15 protein-coding genes are annotated in these 17,023 nt (G+C 66.6%); 9 read left to right on the forward strand and 6 right to left on the reverse strand.

What is annotated here, in order from left to right; translation table 11 throughout:
- Positions 1–20: 20 nt before the first annotated feature.
- A complete protein-coding gene (locus tag O6W96_RS13050; RefSeq protein WP_353469946.1) occupies positions 21–968 on the reverse strand; it encodes an alpha/beta fold hydrolase in 948 nt (315 codons plus the stop codon).
- Between the two features lie 137 nt (positions 969–1,105).
- On the opposite strand from O6W96_RS13050, the gene phaR reads away from it, so the two are divergent.
- Positions 1,106–1,648: a polyhydroxyalkanoate synthesis repressor PhaR gene (phaR, locus tag O6W96_RS13055; RefSeq protein ID WP_353469947.1), complete on the forward strand. Its 543-nt coding sequence runs from the start codon at positions 1,106–1,108 to the stop codon at positions 1,646–1,648.
- A 12-nt stretch (positions 1,649–1,660) separates the two neighbouring features.
- Complete coding sequence (locus O6W96_RS13060; RefSeq protein WP_353469948.1) at positions 1,661–1,849, forward strand: hypothetical protein; 189 nt, start codon at positions 1,661–1,663, stop codon at positions 1,847–1,849.
- Here O6W96_RS13060 and O6W96_RS13065 read toward each other — a convergent pair.
- The 3 genes from O6W96_RS13065 to O6W96_RS13075 form a co-directional block, all read right to left on the reverse strand.
- Positions 1,839–3,302 (reverse strand): hypothetical protein, encoded by a 1,464-nt coding sequence (locus O6W96_RS13065; protein WP_353469949.1) that lies wholly within the window; start codon positions 3,300–3,302, stop codon positions 1,839–1,841. The genes O6W96_RS13060 and O6W96_RS13065 overlap by 11 nt on opposite strands.
- The gene (locus tag O6W96_RS13070; protein WP_353469950.1) at positions 3,299–4,516 is read right to left on the reverse strand and encodes a hypothetical protein; all 1,218 of its coding nucleotides are present in this window, start codon (positions 4,514–4,516) and stop codon (positions 3,299–3,301) included. The genes O6W96_RS13065 and O6W96_RS13070 overlap by 4 nt, the downstream gene beginning before the upstream one ends.
- Before the next feature lie 637 nt (positions 4,517–5,153).
- Positions 5,154–6,689 carry a CpaF family protein gene (locus O6W96_RS13075; RefSeq protein ID WP_353469951.1) on the reverse strand — a complete coding sequence of 512 codons (1,536 nt, stop codon included), beginning with the start codon at positions 6,687–6,689 and terminating at the stop codon, positions 5,154–5,156.
- 135 nt (positions 6,690–6,824) lie between these two features.
- Here O6W96_RS13075 and O6W96_RS13080 point away from each other — a divergent pair, with 135 nt between their 5' ends.
- Positions 6,825–8,327, forward strand: coding sequence for a S1C family serine protease (locus O6W96_RS13080; protein WP_353469952.1), 1,503 nt, complete (start codon positions 6,825–6,827; stop codon positions 8,325–8,327).
- Here O6W96_RS13080 and ada read toward each other — a convergent pair.
- Positions 8,303–9,361 carry a bifunctional DNA-binding transcriptional regulator/O6-methylguanine-DNA methyltransferase Ada gene (ada, locus tag O6W96_RS13085; RefSeq protein WP_353469953.1) on the reverse strand — a complete coding sequence of 353 codons (1,059 nt, stop codon included), beginning with the start codon at positions 9,359–9,361 and terminating at the stop codon, positions 8,303–8,305. The genes O6W96_RS13080 and ada overlap by 25 nt on opposite strands.
- A gap of 113 nt (positions 9,362–9,474) precedes the next feature.
- Here ada and O6W96_RS13090 point away from each other — a divergent pair, with 113 nt between their 5' ends.
- Positions 9,475–10,320, forward strand: coding sequence for an oxidoreductase (locus O6W96_RS13090; protein ID WP_353469954.1), 846 nt, complete (start codon positions 9,475–9,477; stop codon positions 10,318–10,320).
- A 276-nt stretch (positions 10,321–10,596) separates the two neighbouring features.
- On the opposite strand, the gene O6W96_RS13095 is transcribed toward O6W96_RS13090, so the two are convergent.
- Positions 10,597–11,274, reverse strand: coding sequence for a dienelactone hydrolase family protein (locus O6W96_RS13095; RefSeq protein ID WP_353469955.1), 678 nt, complete (start codon positions 11,272–11,274; stop codon positions 10,597–10,599).
- 332 nt (positions 11,275–11,606) lie between these two features.
- Here O6W96_RS13095 and O6W96_RS13100 point away from each other — a divergent pair, with 332 nt between their 5' ends.
- The 5 genes from O6W96_RS13100 (at position 11,607) to atpD (ending at position 16,818) form a co-directional block, all read left to right on the forward strand.
- Positions 11,607–12,161: a F0F1 ATP synthase subunit delta gene (locus O6W96_RS13100; protein ID WP_060527190.1), complete on the forward strand. Its 555-nt coding sequence runs from the start codon at positions 11,607–11,609 to the stop codon at positions 12,159–12,161.
- Positions 12,162–12,165: 4 nt separating this feature from the next.
- Positions 12,166–13,695: a F0F1 ATP synthase subunit alpha gene (atpA, locus tag O6W96_RS13105; protein ID WP_055873607.1), complete on the forward strand. Its 1,530-nt coding sequence runs from the start codon at positions 12,166–12,168 to the stop codon at positions 13,693–13,695.
- Between the two features lie 162 nt (positions 13,696–13,857).
- On the forward strand, positions 13,858–14,751 hold the full coding sequence (locus O6W96_RS13110; protein WP_353469956.1) for a F0F1 ATP synthase subunit gamma: 894 nt from the start codon (positions 13,858–13,860) through the stop codon (positions 14,749–14,751).
- Positions 14,748–15,329 (forward strand): hypothetical protein, encoded by a 582-nt coding sequence (locus O6W96_RS13115; RefSeq protein ID WP_353469957.1) that lies wholly within the window; start codon positions 14,748–14,750, stop codon positions 15,327–15,329. Before O6W96_RS13110 ends, O6W96_RS13115 begins: the two co-directional genes overlap by 4 nt.
- A gap of 4 nt (positions 15,330–15,333) precedes the next feature.
- Complete coding sequence (atpD, locus tag O6W96_RS13120) at positions 15,334–16,818, forward strand: F0F1 ATP synthase subunit beta (protein ID WP_056055325.1); 1,485 nt, start codon at positions 15,334–15,336, stop codon at positions 16,816–16,818.
- Positions 16,819–17,023 lie beyond the last annotated feature (205 nt).

A 17,023-nucleotide genomic window follows, 5' to 3' on the forward strand; every position in this document is an offset into this window, starting at 1 on the left:
ATGGTTGGACCCCATGTAGGTCAGTCGAGCGCGGCGATCCAGTTGGCGAGCGGTTCCCAGAGGCGCGCGCGGGCGGAACGGCCGACGATCATGCCGACATGGCCCGCGCCGAGATCGCGGCGGTCGGCGAGGCCGATCGCGGTCGCGGCGGGGACGATGCGGTCGCTCAGCGAGACGAACTCGACCGTGGGGCAGGCGAGCGCGCGCGGATCGACTGGGGTGCCGGCGATGACCCAGGCGCCTTTGCCGGGGAGATCGTTGGCGATGCAGTCCTCGAAGAGTGAGGCGGCGGCGGCGTAGGGGAGGGGAGCGCCGGCGTTCGCCCAATCCTCGAGTCGGACGAATGCGCGTGCTGCGTTGCTGTCGGGGGCGAGGTCGGCGAAGGCCTCGTATTTGGCGATCGTGCGCGCGGGGTCGAGTTGCCAGAAGCCGGCTTGCAGGACTTCCATCGGCAGGACGCCGAGCATCGCGGCGGCGGGCTGGACCGCAGCCCAGGTCGCGGCGAGCGTGGGACGGCCTTCGCCATACCCCGCGAAGTGCCACGGCGCGGCGATCGTGGCGACTCCGGCGGTCGGCGTTATCGCGGCGGCACCGAGTGCAAGCGTCCCGCCTAGGCAATAGCCGACTAGCACTGGTGGCTCGGGGAGTGCCTGGAGCAGCGGCACCAGCAAGCGTTCGACATGCGCCGCCAGATCGAGATCGCGGTCTTCGCTGCTGGGCGATCCCCAGTCGACCAACCAGACGTGGGATCCTTGCGCGGCGGTCCATTGCACCAGCGAAGACTCGGGCGAATGATCGAGGATATCGGGCGGGTTTATCAGCGATGGGACGAACACGACGGGACGGCCTTCGCCGCCGTAATCGCGCAACGAAACCCGGCCTTTACGATGAATCGCCGGCTTCGGATCGGGGCGCGGCTCTCGCGGCGCGCCTTGATACGCGCGCAATCCCGCCAGGGCTCGAGCCATCCGTTCCGGCGATGCTGCGGTCTCGCTGCGCAGCACGTTGAGGAACAAGGGTAAGGGCCGGGGACCATGCTGCGCACCGTGTTGCGGTGCGTCATCAAAGACTGTAGCCTCCGTTTCAAACATAAGACGGGGGATCCATGAAGAAGCAACCGGCTGCCGACGGAATCGTCATCATCAAGAAGTACGCCAACCGGCGGCTCTATAACACCGAGTCGTCATCCTACATCACGCTGGATCATCTCGCGACGATGACCCGCGAGGGACGCGACTTCAAGGTGGTGGATGCGAAGACCGACGAGGACATCACGCACAATGTCCTGACGCAGATCATCATGGAGGAGGAGAGCCGTGGCGAGACGATGATGCCGGTGAACTTCCTGCGTCAGTTGATCTCGATGTACGGCGATTCGATGCAGACGATGGTGCCGGGATATCTGGAGGCTTCGATGGACAGCTTCCGTCGCAACCACGACCAGTTCAAGTCCGCGGTCGAAGGCGCGTTCGCGAACTCGCCGTTCGCCGATCTGGCCAAGCGTAATCTGGCAATGTTCGATGTGGCCGCGCAGGCGATGACGCCGGCCGCGACGACGCCAGCCCCCGCGGCCAGCAAGGATGACGAGATCGCGGCGCTGCGCAGCGAACTCGCCAAGTTGCAGGAAAAGGTCGAGAAGCTCGGCTGATCGGTCGGACTGATGGGGGTGTCGGTATTGTGGAGTGCGAGCGGCGGCCTGGTGGCGCTTGCCATCGTGGCCGGGTTTGGCGAGCGGCGCAGGCGAAGGCGGCGCGATCCGGACTCGGTCGGCTGGGTCGACTGGCCGACCGTCCAGATGTTGGCGCTGATCGCGCTCGCCGTCACCATCGGGCTCGCGTTCAAGACCTGAAGCGGCGGTCGTTCCTGAGATAGACGATCGTGTGCCAGCTGTTCCGCGGGGTCGTGAAGACGGGGCGGTAGTTGCGCGCGAGCGCCGCCTTGACCGCGCGCAAGCTCCCCCGGTTCCAGATCGACAGGCGCCGGTCCGACGTGACGATGACGGGCGGGCGGCGCGCGAGAATGCGGCGGACTTCGCCGGCTTCGTCGATCCCGGTCGCGCCCTGTTCGGTGTCGTAGGCGAGCAGATTGGGGAAGGCATAGGCGGTCGGCAGGCACGCGTGCGCGAGGTGGTAGGTGATAGTGTCGCCGATGAAGACGTACGGGCATGCGCCGCCGCTGTTGGCTTCGACGACCTGCGCGACCGCGTAGGCACCGGCGGCGTCGCTGGGATGAAGCAGGCGTTTGGCGATCAGGATCGCGATCGCCACGCCGAGCGTCAGGATCAGCATGCGGATCGAACGCCCCAGCGTCGGCGCCGCGAGGATCGCCAGGGGCGCGACCAGCGGCAGCGCGTAATGATCGAAGAACGTGCCGATCGCGAAGAACCCCGCAAGTGCAAAGCCGAGCCACGCATAACCGACCAGGATCGTTTCGCGGACCGCGCCGCCGCGTGGTCGTGCCCGCCACGTCAGGACGGCGCCCAGGATCAGCGGCGACAGCTGTGCGGCGATGCCGAGCAGCCGTATCGCGAGATCGCTCGCGGCATAGCCCCGGCGCAGCGCGATCGAGGTGACGTTGGCGAACCAGAACGCGTCGAATGCCGTCTGGCCCTGCGCGCGGTACCAGCCGATCGCGGCGAGCGTGGGCAGCAGCCCCATCAGCGCCCAGGCCGCGGTCGCACCGACGATCCCACCCCAGCGTGCGCCTGCACGCCGGAGAAACCACAGATGCGCGAGCCCGAAAAACGCGCCTTCGAACATCGGCGTGTATTTCAGCTGGATCGCGATCCCGGCCAGCAGGCAGGCGACGATGCCGCTCGCCACGATCGCCACCGGTCGCTCGGCCGTCGCCTTGGCGGGCAGGTGCAGCGTCAGCAGGCCGGCGACCGCCATCGGCAGATTGTAGAAGACGGGCGCCTGCCCGCCGCCGCCACCGACCAGCGCGATGACCAGTAGATAGGCGGTTCCTGCACCCAGCGCGCCGCGATCGTTCGTGCCGAGGGTTTTCGCTGCGCGGCCGACGACGATCGCGGTCGCCCACGCGCACAATGTCGCCATCAACTGGTAGGCGAGGATGCCGTTGCCGGGGAGCGTGCGGATCCCGGCGAACAGCAGGAAAAGCCCGATCGGCTTGCGGTCCCAGATGTCGATATACGGCACCGCGCCGTGCAGCAGGCGATCGCCGACCAGCAGATAATATTGCTGGTCGGGCTCGATGACCGGATTGCCGAAATCCCAAGCGCGGATCGCAAGCGCGACCAGCAGCAGGATCAGCGCGTGCGTCCAGCGGCTACGCGTGGTCAATAGAAATTACCGAGTGTGAGGTTGCGTATCGCGCCGACGCACAGGCCGAGCCGGACGACGCGGCCGGGCGTATCGGCGGACCATGATGCAAGCGGGTTGGTGGGATAATCGGCCGGTATCGGCACGCCGTCGATCGAACAGATCATGTCGCCAGTCTTCCAGCCCGAGGTTTCTGCGGGGCCGCCGCGCATGACGTGCAGGACCTTCAAGCGGTCCGGTTCGGCGCCGACAAGCAGCCCGCTGGTCGAGCGGAGCGGCGCGGTATCGGCCTTGGGTCCGCGGCTGAGCACCATGTGGCCCGCGCCCGGATCGAGCAGCACGCGGTAATTCTGGAGAAAGCCCGAGCCGATCCGACCGGCGGTGCCGATCGCCTGCGAAAAGCCACCCGCGGGTTCGATCCGCACTTCGGTGGCATGGGCCGTCATCGTGCCGACGCGGAGATCGGGGACGATCGCGAGCCCGCTCACCGCCGGCCCCGCAAGCCCGAACGCGATCGCGGTGGTGGTGCGCAGGTTTTTAAGATCGGCCGCTTGCCAGCCGGCGGCGGTGACGGTGATCGACGACCCGTCGCCGGTATCGACCACGACGGGCGCCAGCCGCCGGGTGCCGAGCGTGATCGCGCTTTCGTAGACGCTGCGCTCGGTAGAGACTCGCAAGGGTGCGGTCTCGCCCTTGAACGGGAGGCGGCCCGAGCGGAGCAGGCGGAAGCGGTGCGCGGCATAGTCGATGTCGAGCGCATGGCCGGCGAGCATGTCCGCGCCGACCAGCAGGTCGACCGCGGCGGCGCTGCCGGTCGCGATCGCGGGCAGGTCCGCGACCGTGACGCCGCCGCCGGTTCGCGCAAGACCGCCGAGCGCCACCGTGCGGGTCGGCATCCAGCCGAGCGCGACCGATCCGCCGATCGCGGTGGCGCTGCCACCTGCAACCAGCTTGCTGGCATCGACTACGGGGGAGGCCTTGGCCAGCAGCGTGTAGCTTACGCCGGTATCGAGGATCGCGGTGACTGCGCGGCCGTCGAGCTGCATCGAGAAGCGGATCTGGTTGCCGGGGGTGAGGTCGAACGGCACCCAGCGTGTCTCGGCGTCGGTCGCGAGATGGTAGACGCCGCGGTCTCGGGCGGCGGGGGAGATGGCGGCGGCTGGCGCTGCCGGCTCGCGCGCGGAGACGATGAGGACCGCAAGCAGCGGGATGAGCGTGAGAAGGGCGCGACGCATGTGGGGGTGTCCCTAGCGTGTCGGTGGCGGCGTACAAGCGGGGGCGGGGGGGCTGATCGAAGACAGTGCTTATCGCCTCGCCGCAAGGACGTGGCACACTTCCATCGACGGTCCGCTCTACCGTGATCTCCCGCGAAGGCGGGAGTCCAGTCTGGGTCCCCGCCTTCGCGGGGAAACAGGCTTCTGGGTTTTCAGGCGGCAAAGCAGATCGGCAATCCTCCCCCGCCAGGCGGAGGTGGCTGGCGCTTGCCAGTCGGAGGGGGCGGAAAGGACTCCCGTCTGTTGCGCGTCCTCCCCCTCCGTCACCTTCGGCGACACCTCCCCCTGGCGGGGGAGGATCGCTGCGTGCGGAGATCGCTCAATGTCTGCCGATCTCGCGACGACGCTCAGGCCGCCAAATAGGCATACCGCCCGGGACATATGCCACCCCGGCGGAGGCCGGGGCCCAAGTGGGGGGCGGTAATGATTGCGGGCAGCATGTCGTTACTGCCACCTTGCCAATTGGGCCCCGGCCTTCGCCGGGGTGGTGGCTTCACCGGGGTGGTGCCTTCGCCGGGGTGGTGCTCTTCGCCGGGGTGGTGCCCTTCGCCGGGGTGGCGGTATCGGGTATGGGAGAGCTCAAATCGCAAACGCGTCCTTACAGGCATGCCTCCAGATACGCCTGGTCGAACCCGAACTGCTTGGCCTTCTCGAGCGTGTACGGCCGCAGCCCCATCGAGCGGTATTCGCCGAGGATCTTCCCGTCCGCCGACTCGTCCATATATTCGAACTTGAACAGCTCCTGCGTGACGATCACCGGGCCCTCCATCCCGATCACTTCGGTAATGTTGGTCACGCGGCGCGAGCCGTCGCGCAGGCGCTTCACCTGGATGATCAGCTCGACCGAGTCGGCGATCTGGCGCGAGATCGCTTCCTTCGGCACCTTGATGTCGGACATCATCACCATGTTCTCCATGCGGGCGAGGGCCTCGCGCGGGGAGTTGGCGTGGAGCGTGCACATCGAGCCGTCGTGACCCGTGTTCATGGCTGCAAGCATGTCGAAACACTCGCTGCCACGAATTTCGCCCAGGATGATCCGGTCGGGCCGCATACGCAGCGCGTTCTTGACGAGATCGCGGATCGAGATCTCGCCCTGGCCCTCTAGATTGGCCGGCCGCGTTTCGAGCGGAAGCCAGTGTGGCTGTTGCAGGCGAAGCTCGGCGGCGTCCTCGATCGTCAGCACGCGCTCGCCGGGGTCGATCATCTTCGACAATGCGTTGAGCATCGTCGTCTTGCCCGAGCCGGTGCCGCCCGAGATCACCACGTTGAACCGCGACGCCCCCGCGATCTTCAGCGCGGTCGCCATCTTCGGCGACATCGAGCCGAACCCCGCCATCATGTCGAGCGTGATCGGTTTCGCGGAAAACTTACGAATCGAGATCGCGGTGCCGCGAAGCGACAGCGGCGGGACGATGACGTTGACGCGCGAGCCGTCCTTGAGGCGCGCATCGGCGAGCGGGGAGGTCTGGTCGACGCGGCGACCGACTGAGTTCACGATCCGCTGCGCGATCTGGAACAGATGCTCCTCGTCGCGGAACTGGATCGGCGCGAGCTCGAGCTTGCCCTTGCGCTCGACATAGGTCTGCTCGGGCCCGTTCACCATGATGTCGGTGATGTTCGGATCCGCCAGCAGCTCCTCCAGCGGTCCGAGACCGAGCAACTCGTCGACCAGCACTTTCTCAAGCGCGAACTGTTCGCGGCGGTTGAGCGTCAGTTTCAGTTCGGCGAGCACTTCACCGATGATCGGGCGGAATTCCTCGGCGAGTTCGTCCTTGCCCAGCGTCGCCGCCGCTTCGGGATCGACACGTTCGAGCAGCCGCGGGAGGACCTGTTCCTTGATCTTGTGGATCGACTGTTCGAAGCCCTCGACGCGGCTATTGCCCGCCTCGCCGCTCGCATTCTGACGATCGGACAGGCGCTGCATCGCGTCCATCTGGCCGGCGGGCATGGTGCCGGGGCCGAAGCCGTCCGATTCGCCAGGTATGGGAAAGGGTTCGATCGGGGGGAATTGCGCGCCAGGCTCGGACTCGGGACGCAGCGCGGGGCCGCCTCCCTGCATGGGGCGGGCAACGCCGAATGCGGGGCGGGCCGATTGCCCCCCGCTGATGCCATTACGACGCCCGAATGCGCTCATGTCCAAATCCCTGGATGAATACGCACCGGGTTAGGGGCGAAGGCTTGATAATTCGCTAACCAAACCGGAATGGTGGATGTCCTCTCGTGAGTGCCGAGGGTTGATCGCGGTCAAGAACTCCCCGAAGGCTGCTGCATGATCCGCCTGCTCTTCCTTCTCGCGCTGACTTTCGGGTTGGCGAGTTCCGCCTCAGCCGACGACATCGCCGCCACCGGGCGCGGCGTGGTGCGCGTCGTGACGATCGCGGTGGTCGACGATCAGGTGGTCGGCTTCGGGCACGGCAGCGGCTTCGCGATCGCGCCCAACCGGATCGTCACCAACGCGCATGTCGTCGATCTCGCCGAGCGCTATCCCGACAATGTCGTCGTCGGGATCGTGCCTACGGAGGGCACCAAGTCGTACCAGGGCAAGGTCATCGCGTATGATTCGCAGCGCGACCTGGCATTGATCGAGTTCACCGGCGCACGCCTGCCGCCGAGCGCGCTGTATACCGGGCCGATGACCGAGGGCGATGCGGTGGTGTCGCTCGGCTTCCCGGGGAACGTCGACCTGGCGACGGCGCGGTCGGCGGCGGATTATATCCGGCCGATGACTCCGGTGCGGTCGGAGGGCGTGCTTTCCGGGCGGCGCGTGTTGAGCAGCGTCGAGGTGCTCCTTCACACGGCGAGCATCGCGCGGGGCAATTCGGGTGGGCCGCTGCTCGACCGGTGCGGGCGGGTGATCGGGGTGAATTCTGCGATCACGCGGGGCGAAGAGGGCGATTCGACGTTCGGGTTTGCGATTGCGGACACCGAGCTGGCGGGCTTTCTGCACGATGCGAAACAGGCTTACGCGTCGATCGGGACGGGCTGTACGTCGATCGAGGATCGCTTGCGGCAGGATGCCGATGCGGATGCGCGGGCGACGGCGGATGCGGCGTCGGCGAAGCGCGATGCTGCGACGCAGGATGCTATGGCGCGCGAGGTTGCGCTGGAGAAGGCGCGGACCGAGGCGTCGCGCAGTCGCGAGAATGTGATGGCGATCGCCGGGTTGTTGCTGGTGGCTGGCGCCCTCGTGATCGGGAGCGCGGGGCTGCTCGAATCGCGCGGCCAGCGGCGGCAGGCGATCTGGGCGGTGTCGGTCGGCGGGGTGGCGGTGCTCGTTGCCATCATCGTCTTCGTGCTACGGCCGTCGGGGGAGGTCGACGTCCCCGTGTCGGCACTGCCGAAGACGCGGACTTCGACGCCCGACGCCGCGCCTGGCAAGCTGATGTGCACGCTGATCCCGGAGCGCAGCCGGATCACGATCTCGTCCAGCGAGGACGTGCCGATCGATTGGGGCGCGAAGGGGTGTGTGAACGGCAAGACGCAATATGTCGAAGCGAACGGTCGATGGGACCGCGTGCTCGTGCCCGACGCCGAGCAGACCGTGTCCGTCCTGTCGTTCGATCCGGCAACGCGCGTCTATTCCAACACGCGCTATCTGATGTCGGCGGCGGGGATGACCGCGGCGCGGACCGCGCGCGGTGTGGTACCTAACGTGTGCAACATGGACGATGCGGCGCTGGCGCGGCTCGCGGGGCAGCAGGCGGCGGTTCGCGCGGTGCTGCCGCCGCTGCCGAACGAGAAGCTCGTCTATTCCTGCAAGTCGGCGCGCTGATCAGCTTTGGTAGCTTCGGTCGCGAGGAGCGCGCGCTTGCGGTCCAGCCCATAGGCATAGCCGCCGAGTGCGCCGCCGATGCGTTGCGCGCGGTGGCAGGGGATGACGATCGAAACGGGGTTCTGGCCGCACGCGGTGCCGGCGGCTCGGACCGCGGCGGGGCGACCGGCTAGGGCCGCGAGTTCGCTATACGTGCGGGTTTCGCCGATCGGGATGGTTCGCAGGGCTTGCCAGATCGCTTCCTGGAAGGCGGTGCCGCGGACGTCCAGCGGGAGGTCCTGGTCGCGGTCGGGGGATTCCACGGCGGCGACGACTTGCGCCGCCAGGTCCGCGAGCGCTTCGTCGCCGGGTTCGATCTTGGCGTTGGGGAAGCGGCGGCGGAGTTCGTTGGCGTCTTCGTCGAACGATACGCGGCAGAGGCCCTTGTCGGTGGCGGCGACGAACAGGGCGCCGAGGCTCGTGTCGGCGGTGGTCCAGCGGATCGTGACGCCTTCGCCGCCGCGTGCCCAGGCGCTGGGGGCCATGCCAAGCCGTTTCGCGTCGGCTTCGTAGAAGCGGCTGGGGGCGGAATAGCCGGCGTCGTAGATCGCTTCGGTCACGGTCGAGTCCTCCGATAAGGCGTTGGCCGCACGGCCGGTGCGAAGCGCCCGCGCGTAGGCGGCGGGGGTGACGCCGGTGGCGCGCTTGAACAGGCGGTGGAAATGGTGCGGCGCGTAGCCGACTTTCGCCGCGACCTCGTCGAGCGAAAGACGGTCTTCGGCGGCTTCGAGTAGCGTGATTGCGGCGGCCACGGCGGTGCGGTCGCGGCCGACTTCGTCCGGAGTGCAACGCAGGCACGCGCGGAAGCCGGCGGCGCGGGCGCTGGCTGGGTCGGGGTGGAAGGTGACGTTCTCGCGCTTGGGGTGGCGCGCGGGGCAGCTTGGCTTGCAGTAGATGCCGGTGGTCTTCACGCCGACGACGAACCGGCCGTCCCACGCGCGGTCGCGGGCTTCGAACGCGGTCCAGGCGGTTTCGGTGTCGGGAGCGGTGCTCATTGGATCGGTATAGCCGGTCGTGACGCGCGTGCATCCCGTGGCTTGCGCTCAAAGCGGAGCCAATCGGCGGTCCGGCCGTTCTTCCGTGCTTACCCCATAGCGAAAGATGTCTCATGGCCTCCGACACGCCCGTCTGGTTCATTTCCGGCTGCTCGACCGGTTTCGGTCGCGAACTCGCCAAGCTCGTGCTTGCGCGCGGTTGGCGTGCGGTGGTGACCGCGAGGGATGCGGATCGCGTTGCCGATCTGGCGGAGGGCGCCGAGGACCGGGCGCTCGCGCTGTCGCTCGACGTGACGGAGCAGGCGCAGATCGATGATGCGGTCGCGCAGGCCAGGGCCAAGTTCGGGCGGATCGACGTGCTCGTGAACAATGCGGGCTACGGCTATCAGGCGTCGGTCGAGGAGGGCGTCGAGTCCGAGATCCGCGCGCAGTTCGATGCGAACGTGTTCGGGTTGTTTGCGCTGACTCGCGCGGTGCTGCCGATCATGCGGGGGCAGAAGAGCGGTAATATCATCAACATCACGTCGGTTGCCGGTCAGGTCGGGTTTCCGGGCTCGGGTTATTACGCTGCGTCGAAGCATGCGGTCGAGGGTTGGTCCGATGCGCTGCTCGCCGAGGTCAAGCCGCTTGGGATCGACGTGACGTGTGTCGAGCCGGGACCGTTCCGGACGGATTGGGCCGGGCGTTCGCTGAAGCAGACGCCGGTGAAGATTGCCGACTATGCTGATACTGCGGGCAAGCGGCTGGATGGTACGCGCGAAGTTAGCGGGACGCAGGCGGGTGACCCGGTGCGGGCTGGTGAAGCTATGATCGCGCTGACCGAAGATGCGAACCCGCCGCGGCATCTGGTGCTCGGGGCCTGGGGGTATGATGCTGTGACGAAGAAACTGGCGGAGCGGTTGAAGGAGATCGAGACGCATAAGGCGGATAGCCTTGGGGCCGATTTTCCGGGGGAGTAATCTGGTAGGAGCCACGCGTTGTTTCCCCGCAAAGGCGGGGACCCAGACTGGGCTCCCGCCTTCGCGGGAGAACAAGGAAGCAGGGAGCGCCTTACGTCTGGAGCGCTGGCCTGCGCCAAATCCTTTACCTCGTAGGCCCTATACCAGAGCCACCACCCCGGCGAAGGCCGGGGTCCAATTGGGGGACGTCGCTAACGGAGCGCATCCCTCAATTATTGCCACCTTTCCAATTGAGCCCCGGCCTTCGCCGGGGTGGTGCCGAAGGGAAGAGACCGCTCAGCCGCCGTTGGCGCGGAACAACTCCAGCGTCCGCTGCTTCGCCAGATCCGCACTCGGTTCGTGATAATCCTTCCGCCGGTCCGAATTGAACCCGTGACCCGCTTCGTAGACGTACACCGTCGCGTTCGGCCACTCCTTGGCGATGACCTGCTCGACGCCCTCCATCGGGATACCGTGATCGTGGCGACCAAAGTGGAGGATTACCGGCACCTTCGGTTCCTCGTCCGCCGCTGCCGGGATCATGCTCCCATAATAGCCGCTCGCCGCGGCGACGCCGGTGAGCTTGGTTGAGGCGAACCACGCGACTGAGCCGCCATAGCAATAGCCCACCACGAACACCGGGCCGGCGGGGGCGAGCGTGTCGATGCAGGTCTGGACGTCCTTCAACGACAGATCGAACGGGTGGAGCTGCCGTGCGAGTTCGACGCCGCGCGCGAGGCCTTCGCCGGAATAGTCTGCCTCGAAGCCGGGATGCTCGCGGTCGAACAAGGCGGGGGCCAGCACTTCATAGCCGTCGGCGGCGTACTCGTCGCAGAGATCGCGGATGTGGTCGGTCACGCCGAAGATCTCCTGTACCAGCACGAGGCCGCCGCGACGCTCGCCGGTCGGCTGCGCGTGATAGACCGCGACGCTCGCGCCGTCGGACATCGTCATCGTTTCCATCATGCCGGTCATTCTCTCGTCCTCGTCGTGTTATCCAATTCGTCACCATTATCGTCATTCCCGCGGAGGCGGGAACCCATAGTGGCAGGCCGTGCGGTGAAAGCGCCGGGTCCGGAGGATATGGATCCCCGCCTGCGCGGGGATGACGGGGAGGAGAGGAATCGGAGCCTTCCAACCTTCTATCAATGACAAAACAGTCACAAACCCGCGGCCACGACCGTCCCGCCGGGTTGCCAATCCGCGAACCCGATGCTACCCGCGCCGCGTCCCATGAGAGGTGCTTTCGCGCCCTCTTCCCCCGTGGGACGGCACTATTTCGGTTTCAGGCGAGGATTGACAGGTCCGTGGAGACATCCGGCGGTATTCAAGCGAGCTTAGGCGGGCGTTATGCGCTGGCCCTGTTCGAACTCGCGCGTGACGCGAAGACGATCGATGCGGTCGAGTCGAGCCTGGCGAACGTGCGCGACGCGCTCGCGCAGTCCGAGGACTTCCGCAACCTGACGGTCAGCCCGATGGTGTCGCGTGGCGCGGCGGTGAAGGCGGTCTCCGCGGTCGCCGACGAGCTCGGTGTCGATGCGACCACCAAGAGCTTCCTCGGCGTCCTCGCCGAGAACCACCGGTTGGGCGCGCTGCCGAAGATCATCAAGGCATTCCGCACACTTGCCGCGCAGCATCGCGGTGAAATTGCCGCCGAGGTGACGTCCGCGCATCCGCTGACCGACGAGCAGGTGATCGAGCTGAAGCATCAGCTCCGCCAGCGGGTCGGCCGTGAAGTTTCCGTCGACCTCAGCGTCGACCCATCGTTGCTGGGTGGACTCGTCGTCCGCGTCGGCAGCCAGATGATCGATTCGTCGATCAAGACGCGTCTCAACACTCTCGCGCACGCGATGAAGGGCTAAGCTAATGGATATCCGCGCCGCAGAAATCTCGAAGATCATCAAGGATCAGATCGCCAATTTCGGCACCGAGGCCCAGGTCAGCGAGACCGGCCAAGTGCTGAGCGTCGGCGACGGCATCGCGCGCATCTTCGGCCTCGACAACGTCCAGGCCGGCGAGATGGTCGAATTCTCGAACGGCGTGCAGGGCATGGCGCTCAACCTTGAGGCCGATAACGTCGGCGTCGTGATCTTCGGGAGCGATTCCGAGATCAAGGAAGGCGACATCGTCAAGCGCACCGGCACGATCGTCGACGTGCCGATCGGCAAGGAGCTGCTCGGCCGCGTGGTCGATGGCCTCGGCAACCCGATCGACGGCAAGGGTCCGATCCACACGACCGAGCGCAGCCGCGTCGAAGTGAAGGCGCCGGGCATCATCCCGCGCCAGTCGGTCAGCGAGCCGGTCCAGACCGGGCTCAAGGCGATCGACGCACTCGTCCCCGTCGGCCGCGGCCAGCGCGAGCTGATCATCGGCGATCGCCAGACCGGCAAGTCCGCCGTCGCGATCGACGCGTTCATCAACCAGAAGATCGCCAACGCCGGCGACGACGAGTCGAAGAAGCTGTATTGCGTGTATGTCGCGATCGGCCAGAAGCGCTCGACCGTCGCACAGCTGGTCAAGACGCTCGAAGAGAACGGCGCGATGGAATACACCATCGTCATCGCCGCGACCGCGTCGGACCCCGCACCGCTCCAGTATCTCGCGCCCTATACCGGCGTCGCGATGGGCGAGTATTTCCGTGATCGCGGCATGCACGCGCTGATCTGCTACGACGATCTGTCGAAGCAGGCGGTCGCGTATCGCCAGATGTCGCTGTTGCTGCGTCGTCCTCCGGGCCGTGAGGCGTATCCGGGCGACGTGTTCTATCTCCACAGCCGTCTGCTCGAGCGTGCGGCGAAGATGTCGGACGCGAATGGCGGCGGCTCGCTGACCGCGCTGCCGATCATCGAGACGCAGGCGGGCGACGTTTCGGCGTACATCCCGACCAACGTGATCTCGATCACCGACGGCCAGATCTTCCTCGAAACCGACCTGTTCTTCTCGGGCGTGCGTCCGGCGATCAACGTCGGTCTGTCAGTGAGCCGCGTCGGTTCGGCGGCTCAGACCAAGGCGATGAAGAAGGTGTCGGGCTCGATCAAGCTCGAGCTGGCGCAGTACCGCGAGATGGCGGCGTTCGCGCAGTTCGGGTCGGATCTCGATGCGTCGACGCAGAAGCTGCTCAACCGCGGCGCACGCCTGACCGAGCTGCTCAAGCAGGCGCAGTTCTCGCCGCTGCCGTTCGAGGAGCAGACCGTCTCGATCTTCGCCGGCACCAGCGGCTATCTCGACAAGGTGCCGGTCGCCGACGTGACCCGCTACGAGCAGGCGCTGCTGGCCGACATGCGCGCGAACCACGCCGACGTGCTGAAGCTGATCCGCGATACCCGCGACCTGGGTAACGAGGCGAAGGACAAGCTGAAGGCAGCGCTCGAAGCGTTCGCGAAGACGTTTGCCTGATTAACTCCCTCTCCCCTGAGGGGAGAGGGCTGGGGTGAGGGGTTGTACCGGGCGTTGCGCTTCGCAACTGCCCCTCACCCCGACCCTCTCCCCGACGGGGAGAGGGAGCAGAGCGTGTAATCCGACCCTCCTCTGTGAGGAGCGAGGGAGCAGGAAGAGAAGATGGCATCACTTAAGGCCCTCAAGATCCGCATCGGCTCCGTGAAGTCGACGCAGAAGATCACCAAGGCGATGAAGATGGTCGCCGCTGCGAAGCTGCGCCGTGCGCAGGACGCGGCGGTCGCCGGGCGTCCGTATGCCGAGCGTCTCGAAGCGGTGATGGCGAGCCTCGCGGGGCGCGTCGGCATCGCACCGGGCGCATCGCCGCTGCTCGCGGGCACCGGCAAGGACCAGGTCCACCTGATCGTCATCGCGACGTCGGAGCGCGGCCTCGCGGGTGCGTTCAACACCAACATCGTCCGCGCGGCGCGTCGCAAGGCCGAGGAACTGATCGCGGCCGGCAAGACCGTGAAGTTCTATGTCGCCGGCAAGAAGGGGCGCGTGATCAAGCGCTTCTTCCCGAACGACATCCTCGCCGATCACGAGATGAGCCAGATCAAGAAGCTCGCGTTCAGCGACGCGCAGGAAATCTCCGAGGACCTGATCAAGCGCTTCGGCGAAGGTCAGTTCGATGTCGCGCATCTGTTCTATGCGAAGTTCGTGTCGGCGTTGGTGCAGGTCCCGACCGGCATCCAGATCATCCCGATCCCGCTGTCGGCGATCCCCGGTGCGGAAGCCAAGTCGGGTGCGCCCGCCGAAGCCGTGGTCGAGTACGAGCCCGACGAGGAAGCGATCCTCGCCGATCTGCTGCCGCGCAACGTCGCGATCCAGATTTTCCGCGCGCTGCTCGAAAACGCGGCGTCGGAGCAGGGCTCGCGGATGAACGCGATGGACAACGCCACGCGCAATGCCGGCGACATGATCACGCGCCTCTCGATCCAGTATAACCGTACCCGCCAAGCCGCGATCACGACCGAGCTGGTCGAGATCATCTCAGGTGCCGAAGCGCTGAAATGAAGGTCGCGGTCGCCCTGACCCTTACCGTGATGCTGGCTGGCTGTGGCAAGCCGGCACCGTCGGTGCGTGAGCAGGAGGCGGCGCAAGCTGCCTCCGTCGCGACGCTGTCGGGCTGGGATCGGCTGTTTGCCGCCCCCCAGGAGACGGTCGGCGCGATCAACCAGGCGGGTTTCGCACTTGGCGAGTATGCGGCGAAGGACGGTAGCTTTGCGGCGACCGGCCAGCCGCGGATGTTCTCCAATTCCAACGCCGCCAAGCCCAACACGACCTTGGTCACTGTTACGGGCAAGACCGCCGCAGCGATCGATACCGTCGCCTATACGCTGACGCTGACCGACCCGGTCGACGCGACCACCGCACGGATGCGGCTCGCGCAGACTGTCGGCGAGTTTCTCGGCCGCTTCAAGATCAAGGCGTCGCCCGACCTCTTGCGGGCGATCCGCCTTGGCCAGCCGCTCGATGCGGCACCCGCCAAGGTCGCGATCGTCCCTGCTACCGACACCACGCCAGCACGCGTGGACGTGACTTTTACCCGTTCTCCGGCTACCAGCCCGGCCAACAACAAGACCCAAGGATAGTGTGATGGCAACCGCCGCTGAAGACATCCGCCCGACCGAGGGCAGCTCGAAGGCCACGAACAACACCGGCCGCATCTCGCAGGTGATCGGTGCCGTCGTCGACGTGCATTTCCCCGACAACCTGCCCGCCATTCTGTCGGCGCTCGAAACCGACAATAACGGCAACCGGCTCGTGCTCGAAGTCGCGCAGCATCTCGGCGAGAACACCGTTCGCACGATTGCGATGGACGCCACCGAGGGCCTGACCCGCGGCCAGACCGTCACCGACACCGGCTCGCAGATCCGCGTGCCGGTCGGCCCGAAGACGCTCGGCCGCATCCTCAACGTCATCGGTGAGCCGATCGACGAGCGTGGTCCGGTCGGCGCAGAGACGACCGCCCCGATCCACGCCTCGGCGCCGCTGTTCGTCGACCAGTCGACCGAGAGCGCGATTTTGGTCACCGGCATCAAGGTCATCGATCTGCTCGCACCGTATGCGAAGGGGGGCAAGATCGGCCTGTTCGGGGGCGCCGGCGTCGGCAAGACCGTGCTGATCCAGGAACTGATCAACAACATCGCCAAGGGCCATGGCGGCACCTCGGTGTTCGCGGGCGTCGGCGAGCGTACCCGCGAGGGTAACGATCTGTACCACGAGTTCCTCGACGCGGGCGTCATCGCCAAGGATGCCGACGGCAATCCGCAGTCGGAGGGCTCGAAGGTCGCGCTCGTATTCGGACAGATGAACGAGCCGCCAGGCGCACGCGCGCGCGTCGCACTGTCGGGCCTGACGATCGCCGAGTATTTCCGCGATGTCGAAGGCCAGGACGTGCTGTTCTTCGTCGACAATATCTTCCGCTTCACGCAGGCGGGCGCAGAGGTTTCGGCATTGCTCGGCCGTATCCCGTCGGCAGTGGGCTATCAGCCGACGCTGTCGACCGACATGGGCGCGCTGCAGGAGCGCATCACGTCGACCAACAAGGGGTCGATCACCTCGGTGCAGGCCGTGTACGTTCCCGCAGACGATCTTACCGATCCGGCACCGGCAACGTCGTTCGCGCATCTCGATGCGACGACCAACCTCAACCGTGCGATCTCGGAGCTGGGTATCTACCCGGCGGTCGATCCGCTCGACTCGACGAGCCGTCTGCTCGAGCCACGAGTCGTCGGCCAGGAGCATTACGATACAGCTCGCGCGGTCCAGTCGACGTTGCAGAAGTACAAGTCGCTGCAGGACATCATTGCGATTCTCGGCATGGACGAGCTGTCGGAAGAAGATAAGCTCACCGTGCAGCGGGCGCGTAAGATCCAGAAGTTCCTGAGCCAGCCGTTCCACGTCGCCGAGGTCTTCACCGGCATCAGCGGCAAGTTCGTCCAGCTCGAGGATACGGTCCGGTCGTTCAAGGCGGTGGTCGAGGGCGAGTATGATCACCTGCCCGAGGCGGCGTTCTACATGGTCGGCGGTATCGACGAAGCCGTCGCCAAGGCCGAGAAGATGGCTTCCGAGGCTTAAGCCTTTCTAGCTCCCTCTCCCCTCCGGGGAGAGGGTTGGGGTGAGGGGCCGCCACGAGCGCTCCCGCCCGGTACTGGGGGGGGCCCCCCCCCCCCCCCCCCCCCCCCGCCGCGGGGGGGCCCCCCCCCCCCCCCCCCCCCCCCCACTGCGTAACCCCCCCCACGAAAGCGCAACCGGCGCCGCCGCCCACACCGGCGCACCGCCG

Source organism: Sphingomonas faeni (assembly GCF_040407495.1).
Taxonomy (GTDB): Bacteria; Pseudomonadota; Alphaproteobacteria; order Sphingomonadales; family Sphingomonadaceae; genus Sphingomonas; species Sphingomonas faeni_D.